At 52.4% G+C, this 5,126-nt stretch carries 6 protein-coding genes; 3 read left to right on the top strand and 3 right to left on the bottom strand.

Features of this window, described 5'->3' with window-relative positions:
• Together ABR397_RS21795 and ABR397_RS21790 are read left to right on the top strand one after the other, a co-directional pair.
• Positions 1-496, top strand: a 496-nt coding sequence (locus ABR397_RS21795; RefSeq protein WP_407072895.1) for an RHS repeat-associated core domain-containing protein, incomplete at its 5' end; no start/stop codon positions are given.
• 8 nt (positions 497-504) lie between these two features.
• The gene (locus ABR397_RS21790; protein WP_350307541.1) at positions 505-894 is read left to right on the top strand and encodes a DUF2750 domain-containing protein; all 390 of its coding nucleotides are present in this window, start codon (positions 505-507) and stop codon (positions 892-894) included.
• 58 nt (positions 895-952) lie between these two features.
• Here ABR397_RS21790 and ABR397_RS21785 read toward each other — a convergent pair whose 3' ends face one another.
• The 3 genes from ABR397_RS21785 to ABR397_RS21775 form a co-directional block, all read right to left on the bottom strand.
• Entirely contained in the window at positions 953-1,150 is a 198-nt protein-coding gene (locus ABR397_RS21785) for a DUF7706 family protein (RefSeq protein ID WP_228940539.1), read from the bottom strand.
• Between the two features lie 13 nt (positions 1,151-1,163).
• Entirely contained in the window at positions 1,164-1,484 is a 321-nt protein-coding gene (locus ABR397_RS21780) for a SymE family type I addiction module toxin (protein WP_350307540.1), read from the bottom strand.
• 77 nt (positions 1,485-1,561) lie between these two features.
• Positions 1,562-1,954 (bottom strand): helix-turn-helix domain-containing protein, encoded by a 393-nt coding sequence (locus ABR397_RS21775; protein WP_271867415.1) that lies wholly within the window; start codon positions 1,952-1,954, stop codon positions 1,562-1,564.
• 113 nt (positions 1,955-2,067) lie between these two features.
• Here ABR397_RS21775 and ABR397_RS21770 point away from each other — a divergent pair, with 113 nt between their 5' ends.
• Positions 2,068-4,797 (top strand): CHC2 zinc finger domain-containing protein, encoded by a 2,730-nt coding sequence (locus ABR397_RS21770; RefSeq protein WP_350307539.1) that lies wholly within the window; start codon positions 2,068-2,070, stop codon positions 4,795-4,797.
• The last annotated feature ends 329 nt before the right edge of the window (positions 4,798-5,126 follow it).

Raw genomic sequence — 5,126 nt, 5'->3', positions numbered from 1 at the left:
AAAGAGCTTTGACTTCCGGCAAAACCTGCGTTATGCAGGGCAATATTTTGACAAAGAGACCGGGCTGCATTTTAATACGTATCGGTATTATGCGCCGGAGATAGGCCGGTTTATTACGCCTGACCCGATAGGATTAGCAGGGGGATTAAACTTATATACTTACGCGCCTAACCCAATGAGTTGGATCGATCCGTGGGGGTTATCAACAGGTCGTACAGGTAAACAAGCAAGACTGAAAAGTATTGGGCAAGACCCCAAACAGCCGCAGCATATTAGGGGGTGGGTACAACAAGAACAGAATTCTATAGCCAGAGGCCAAAGGACTAATATTCGAAATCCACCTGGTTATCAATTAGCTCATTGGCGTGGTTACGAAGCTTCTAAAGGCTATGGTTATGAATATTCTGACCCTCAACATATAGACCTTCATAAGAGACAACATAAATATGATGCTCATGGCCGTAAAAATAAGCTAGGTGCAAGTGGTAAATGTTAGGAAAAATTATGAAATTGTCAGATAAAGAAATAGAGGTCATGTCAAAGAAAGGTCATAAAGACCGATATGTTTATTTTATTAAAAGAGTTGTGGACAATGAAGCTGCTTGGATTCTGGATGATGAAGGTTTTGCTTTAACTAGTGATGATATCGGTAATGATATTCTCCCATTATGGCCTGCTCGTGAATACGCAGAGGCTTGCGCTAACGGAGATTGGGATGGCTATAATCCTAAGAAAATTGACTTAGAATATATACTCGATGAATTGTTACCTGATTTATCCAAAGATCAAATTAAGCTTGGTATTTTTATGGTTCCATCAATAACGGATACCCCTATCATTGCTGCGGATAGTTTATTAGTAGATCTACAGAATGAATGTGAAAAATATAATTGATTACTTTTTATAACTAAAAAACCGGAAAATCTCTGTGATCTTCCGGCCTTCTTGTGATCTACCGAGGCGCATACCCACGGTAAGCCAGAGCAGATTGAAGCTTAGAAATCGCATCTTTGATCTGATACGCTTCCTCGTCATTCACGGCACAGGCCCGTATCTCAGACCAGCACAGCCGCTTAACCAGTTGAGCTAAGGCCAGTGCTTCAATGTGGGTTAACTGAATGTCCTGCAAATGCTCAATCACCACTTTCATTTTATCCTCTCCCTTAGCCCGCGTTGTATTCAGCCAGCATCTCCCGCATCCGCAGCTTAATCTCATTAAGTTGGCTTTGCTGCTGCCGGTACTGCTGATAGTGTTGTGTGGCTTCACTGTCAGGAATAAGCACCAGACAGCCATCCATCACCTTCACCGTAATCTGGCCGCCAGTATTAAACCCCGCCTGTCTCAGCCACTGCCCCTTCAGATGTATCGCCGGTGTGGCGTTGTTGACCTTATTCCCGTTCGGCACATAGCCCACCGTGTAATAACGTTCTGTTTTCGCGGCTTTATTTACCGCCGCTTCTGCTTTAGAATGCGCCTTAGCCATAGTCACTACTCCTATTAGTTGCTGTGGTGAGCGGCTGTTACAGGGGCCAACCTGTCTCAGTCGCGCTATCTTTCTGTTTAATCTCTGTTGTTACCAATTACCGTATCCAGCATCTCCGAAACAAACTTCTGTCTGGCTTTCGGCAACTGACTGATAATCTCAATTTGTTGTTCCAGTCGTGAATTTGGCCCCCGTTTGCCCGTCCTTCTGACGACCGGTAAACCCAGAAGCTCATCCAGTGAAAGATTAAGTATCTGAGCTAATAGCGGTAAAAGCGCGGCGGATACTTTTAATCGGCCACCCTCATAATGCGCCATCGTCTGCTGTGCAATCCCCAGTTGCTCCGCCAGTTGCTGCTGTGTCAGTTGTTGCTCTTTACGCGCCAGCGCAATCCGGGCGCCTAACTCTTTAAAGAACTGTTCATCCTTCGTATTCATGGCCTGTATCTGTCGTTGCGTTAATGTTGCCATGAGGATACTCCCTGTTTTTAATATTGCAGTTGACAATACTCCATATTAGAGTACTCTGCAACAGAGTTATTTTTACTCTTTGCGTCTTGACATGTTTTTGAAGGAACAAATTTATGGCCCGCATTCCCGAAACCGAATTACAGCACCTGAAAGCCGCCGTCTCCTTAGTGGCCGTCGTTGAGCAACAGGGGCGAAAGCTGGTTAAACACGGTAAAGATTACGTACTGCTGTGCCCGTTCCATCAGGAGAAAACCCCGTCAATGGTGCTCAGTCCTAAAAAGAACCTCTATCACTGCTTCGGCTGTGATGCCGGCGGCTCAGTGCTCGACTGGGTGATGAAAACCGAGGGCTTAAGTCTGCGCCGGGCGGTGGAACGGTTACGCGGGGAACTGGGGGATAACCCGTCGGTGGTGCCATTGGTGCAACCGGATGAACCGGCCATGCTGACCGAAGACGAAGCCGGTCGGCAGGCGTTGCTGCATCGGGTAACCGAGTTCTACCATCATACGCTGTTGAACGCCCCCGAAGCGCTGGCCTATCTGGAAAAACGCCGGCTCAACCATCCGGAATTAGTCGCCCAGTTTAAACCGGGCTTTGCCAACCGGACGCTGGCCTATCGTTTGCCCCCCGGGAAACTCAAAGCCGGCGCTGATATCCGGGCCCGGTTACAGGCGATTGGCATCATGCGTGAGTCCGGGCATGAACACTTTGCCGGCTCGCTGGTGATACCGGTCATCGACAAACAAGGGCAGGTGCATGAGCTGTACGGGCGAAAAATCACCGACCGGCTGCGCGCCGGCACGCCGATGCATCTGTATCTGCCCGGCCCCCATGCCGGTGTGTGGAATGAAGCGGCACTGGTCAGTTCAGGCGTGGTCATCCTGTGCGAATCGCTCATCGACGCCCTGTCATTCTGGGTGGCCGGTTATCGCCACGTCACCGCCGCCTATGGGGTGCATGGCTTCACCGATGCGATGCGACAGGCGTTCCGGCAGCATGGCGTTAAACAGGTGTTGATTGCCTTCGATAATGACGCCGCCGGGAATGAGGCGGCGGTGAAACTGGCTTCTTCATTAGCCTCTGATGGCGTGGTCACTTTCCGGGTGGTGTTCCCCGAGGGCATGGATGCCAACGGCTATCTGTGTCAGGTGGCCGAGCCGGAACGGGCCTTCGGGCTGTTACTTGACGGGGCGGTGCCAATGCAGGCGCCGGACACAGCCACTGAGTCGGCGGCAGAACCGACCTCTCCGCCGGCCTTAACCGCGGCACAGCCGGCTATGCCCGGTGTGGTGTGGGAAAAAGGCGCCCACGGAGCAGTGCGGGTTACACTGGGTGCGCTGTGCTGGCAGGTGCGCGGGCTGACTCAGGTGAAACCAGGTTCGGCGGTGATGAAAGTCAATGTTCAGGTCGTTGATACCGACAGCGGCGTGATGTTCGCGGACAGCGTGGACATGATGAACGCCCGCAGCCGGGGCGGGTATGCGCGACTGGCCGCCACCGAACTGGGGCTGGCCGAAGGCGACTTACGGCGTTCACTGGGGCAGCTGTTACTGGTGCTGGAGCAGTGTCAACAGGCCGGTGTTGGTGAACAAACCGAAACCCCACCGGTTCCCGAACTGAGTGAGGACCAGCGGGCTGCGGCGCTGGCGCTGCTGCAAGACCCGAAACTGAGTGAGCGCATCACCGCTGATTTAGCCGCCTGTGGCGTGGTGGGCGAATCCACTAACCTGCTGGCCGGTTACTTAGCCGCCGTCAGTCGCAAGCTGGACCGTCCGCTGGCCGTGCTGATACAAAGCAGTTCGGCGGCAGGGAAAAGCAGCTTAATGGATGCGGTCCTCAATCTGATACCGGAAGAGGAACGGCTGCAATACAGCGCCATGACCGGCCAGAGTCTGTTCTATCTGGGGGAAACCAATCTCCAGCATAAAATCTTAGCCATTGCCGAAGAGGAAGGGGTACGGCAGGCCGCCTATGCGCTTAAGCTGTTGCAAAGCGACGGCGAACTGACCATTGCCAGCACCGGTAAAGACGATGCCAGCGGTAATCTGGTGACCAAACAGTACAGGGTGAAAGGGCCGGTGATGCTGATGCTCACCACCACCGCGATTGATGTCGATGAAGAGCTGTTAAACCGCTGTCTGGTGCTGACGGTGAACGAATCGCGGGAACAGACCGAAGCTATCCACGCCTTGCAGCGCTATAAGCAAACCCTCGAAGGCTTACTGGCCGAAAATGAGAAGACCTATATCACCGAACTGCATCAAAACGCCCAACGGCTGCTACGCCCGCTCAATGTGGTCAACCCTTATGCCTCACAGTTAACGTTCATGAGCGATAAAACCCGCACCCGACGCGACCACATGAAATATCTCACGCTGATACAAAGTATCGCCCTGCTGCATCAGCACCAGCGCGAGGTGAAGACAGCGGAACACCGGGGCAAACGGCTTGAATATATCGAGGTGACCAAAGACGATATTCGCTTAGCAAACCGGCTGGCCCACGAGATATTAGGCCGCACGCTGGACGAAATGCCGCCCCAGACCCGGAAACTGTTGCTGCTGATACAGCAAATGGTGAAAGAGAGCATGGCAGAGCAACAACGCCCAGTGAACGCTATCCGCTTTACCCGCCGGGATATCCGCCGTTATACCCAGTGGAGCGATAACCAGTTAAAAGTCCATTGTCAGCGACTGGCCGACATGGAATACCTGTTAGTCCACGGCGGCAATCGCGGCCACTTGTTGCAATATGAACTACTGTGGAACGGGGACAGCGCAGAAGAAGCCCACCTGTGCGGCCTGATTGACCTGACAGAGCCGGAAAAACCGGTAAACCCCTGAATATGACTCACGTAAGTTGGACTGAATGAACCGCAAGTTGCCACCAAGTTGGGGTTAAGTTGGGCCCAAGTTGGAGGGCGGGAAACCGGCCTCAGGCCGCAGCAATACCGGGCGGAACGGTCCGCAAGTTGGGAGAGCCTGAAAAGGACTGTTCCGGCAATATAAAAATCAAGTCATCGTACCGTAGTGATTTTTACCGATAACAACAACACGCTATGTTCCCTACAGGAAATTACATCATGTCATTATCTGCTAAACATCAATCGGCACCCCTCGGGCTGACCCTGCGCCAGCATCTTGCGGCGTATCTGGATAACCTGCTGTTGCAG

This window comes from Photorhabdus viridis, from assembly GCF_040256935.1.
In the GTDB taxonomy this organism is placed as follows: Bacteria; Pseudomonadota; Gammaproteobacteria; order Enterobacterales; family Enterobacteriaceae; genus Photorhabdus; species Photorhabdus viridis.
The sequence above is the reverse complement of the archived record's forward strand: the minus strand, read 5'-3'. Positions and strand labels throughout refer to the sequence as shown.